Source organism: Salinivibrio socompensis S35, from assembly GCF_000513715.1.
In the GTDB taxonomy this organism is placed as follows: domain Bacteria; phylum Pseudomonadota; class Gammaproteobacteria; order Enterobacterales; family Vibrionaceae; genus Salinivibrio; species Salinivibrio socompensis.
In genome coordinates this window covers 1-2,824 of sequence record NZ_AQOD01000191.1, presented here as the reverse complement: position 1 = coordinate 2,824, position 2,824 = coordinate 1, and the positions used below count along the sequence as shown (strand labels likewise).

The window sequence follows — 2,824 nt, the reverse complement described above, 5'->3', positions numbered from 1 at the left end:
TCGTCTGGTGGTTGATTGGCTTTATCCAGACGCCGGGCTGAACGTTCTGAAATCCCTGCTTTAGCAGCAGCAACAACTTGGCTATTTCGTTTTCTATGAGTCATATAGATAGTGACCTGTTGATCCGTGATTCGTGTTCCCGGCACAGTGAACTCCCTCCGTTCTGCTGTACCGAACCTTATCAGACCAACCGGCCAAGATAATTGTCGCTAGACCGGCCACCGTAATTGTCGCTCAATACGCGGGCGTTATACGAATTGAGAAAGTATGAATAACATTCAAAAGTTCGGCGAGTTGGTGGCAATGCTGCTAGCTCATCTATATGAAAACTTCCCTCGAAGAACTGAAATTGATGCTTTTGAGTTTCTTGGTATCGACTTTGAGCATCGCTCATTCCTTGATGACAACGAGGGGTATGAAGAATATATAAGTAAATGCCAAGAGGCAGACTTTTTACTTGATACTGCTCTTTGGCTCATTGATTCGGGCTTCCTGTACGGAAAAATTGAGAATGAAATGGCAGGTTTTTATACGTCGAAGAAGTGTATAGATATAACTCTGTCTCCAAAAGGACTGGAGCTCCTCAAGTTAGTTCCTAGCTCTTTAGAAGTTAGTCAAAATCTAGGGGACAAGCTTGTTGATACTATCAATCAAGGTGCAAAAGATGCGGGTTCGAAATTAGTAAGTGAAGCCTTAACCAAATTTGGGTCGGTGAACCAGTTAATTAGCTTATTTAGTAACTTGGGTGGGTAAATTCGTATAACAAAATATTTAAGAGTGATTCGCAACGCGTGGCATTTTTACTATGCGTTGCGTTTAGTATTTAAGGTGGTATGCGGTAGCTTCGGCATTGCGTTGCTCACACCTTAATAGGGCGTTATGTGCCCGTGTACTAATCATTTTTAGGTACTCTCGTTTTAGGTAGACAGAAAATACAAAAGATTAACGATATGAATAGGCTGGAATATTGGATGAAATAATTACCACTAAAGCTTGGTATAATCGCATCCATAAAAAACATTGGATCGCCATTGATGAATATAGAATAATATTGACTACCTACTAACAACCAAAAAAATGCATATATCCATATGTGAAATGATCTGGAATAATTTAATTTTGATGCTTTTCTAAATATAATAATTAACATAAAAGAAACAATCCAAAATAAAATATTTTCTATCACTTGTTAGATTCCTTGTATAATTGTTCCAGTGTGGCAGCATCTCCAAGAGCTTCGGCTCCTAGCGCTGCTTTGCTAGTTGCTTGATAGCCTCTTAAATAATCTTCAGATGAGTATCTGAACAATTTAAAGCGCTTTGCATGTTGGCGACGATTCCATGTTTGTACTGGTTTTGGCGGTAGCAAGCTTGGTGCATAATGTAGTTCATTTGACGCTGATGGTGGTTTTACGGTGGTTGAACGGCCAAAGACTCCGCGAACTGAAAGCCCTAAATCAACACCGTAATAAGCCATATTTCCAACGTGTTGATCAAAGCCTATAAATTGGGCTGCATTTTGATAACCTTGGCGAACTAGACCAGTTGCATTTTCATCGCCATCAACGAAATATTTACCATTTTCATAAATATTATTAGCTCCATGTAACGCTAGAGGGGCACCATAAACAGCGCATAGCATTCCTGCGGAATAATAACATGTCGCTCCTCCAGCTACGGTTTGCATTACACCTGCAATGAGGCCAATACCTTTTTGAGCAATCAGTTTTCCTTGGTCAAGAAGATTGCGGTTTTCTTTTTGCACCTCATTAAATACTTGGTTTTTAGTTTTTCGGCCATTTTCGAAGTCCTCAACTAAACACTGTCCAAAGACATCAATTTCTCGTGTAAATTTAGACCGTAATGCACCGTTCTTAATATGCCGTTGAGATAAAATAGAGGCTTGCATGGTTAAGTTCTTTGTTGCCTTTTGAACTTCCCAAAATTCATATAAATCGGGTCTAGCCATGTAATCCACCATTTTCCCAATTGTCGTACCCCATCGTCCCTGCGATATTGTGTTTCCAGACAATTTCTTTGTAACTTAGTGCGATGTTTTCATGCATTTCTTCATTGTGTGAAAGAACAGTGTGGGGTTGTGTAAAGTCAATGCCTGTAACCAGTGCTTTTTTAAGTTCAATGGTATAAAACTTTTCGTTATACCCTTGCTCGTTTGTTCTGAAGAAATCAATGACACAATCTAAGTATTCTTGGCTTGCAAATGCCGTGGCTAAAAGTGGTGAGGCTTTATCGATATTTTTGGTGATGTAGAGTGGGCAGTGTGTTTTTCGAGTATCCTCTGGTTGCTTATTCATATTATGTTCACAACACAATACGGTAATTTCATTCATATGCTCAGTTTGAAATTTATTGCCCATTGAGTCCTTGGTGTTACAGCCACTAGAAATTAAGCCTTGTTTTTCACCAACAATGGTTAGGTAGGCAGTGTGAGCCATGAGTTTTCCTTAAGAAGTCATTTTAAAGTTAGGCAGAGTTTAATGCCGAGCCTAAGTCTATTAAAAGATAATTGTCAAATTTGCACAGAAGATCACGCATGGGCAACATCTTGCCTATGAAAGACAGTTAAGTTATGGTTCAGTGCACAAAATGGCACATAACAAACGGCTCAAGAGGGATTGCCAACGCGTGGCGCTGAGGAATCCCCTGATGATTTAGATAAAAATCATCAATTTAAGGTAGATGCACACCTTGTCATATGATCAAATGGTTTCACCAAAAATCAATAATCAGACAACAAGATGTGCGAACTCAATATCTTACATGACTCTCTMTACCAATTCTGTCCTGAACTGCATTTAAAGCGA

General features: G+C 39.3%; 3 protein-coding genes. 1 reads left to right on the top strand and 2 read right to left on the bottom strand.

Annotation, left to right across the window (positions count from 1 at the left end):
- Window positions 1-267: 267 nt before the first annotated feature.
- On the top strand, window positions 268-753 hold the full coding sequence (locus DZ54_RS0116565) for a hypothetical protein (protein WP_025675299.1): 486 nt from the start codon (window positions 268-270) through the stop codon (window positions 751-753).
- Window positions 754-1,182: 429 nt separating this feature from the next.
- Here the strand turns inward: DZ54_RS0116565 and DZ54_RS0116560 are convergent, their stop codons facing one another.
- Complete coding sequence (locus DZ54_RS0116560) at window positions 1,183-1,968, bottom strand: DUF4225 domain-containing protein (protein ID WP_025675298.1); 786 nt, start codon at window positions 1,966-1,968, stop codon at window positions 1,183-1,185.
- Entirely contained in the window at window positions 1,961-2,455 is a 495-nt protein-coding gene (locus DZ54_RS0116555; RefSeq protein ID WP_025675295.1) for an Hcp family type VI secretion system effector, read from the bottom strand. The genes DZ54_RS0116560 and DZ54_RS0116555 overlap by 8 nt, the downstream gene beginning before the upstream one ends.
- Between the last annotated feature and the right edge of the window lie 369 nt (window positions 2,456-2,824).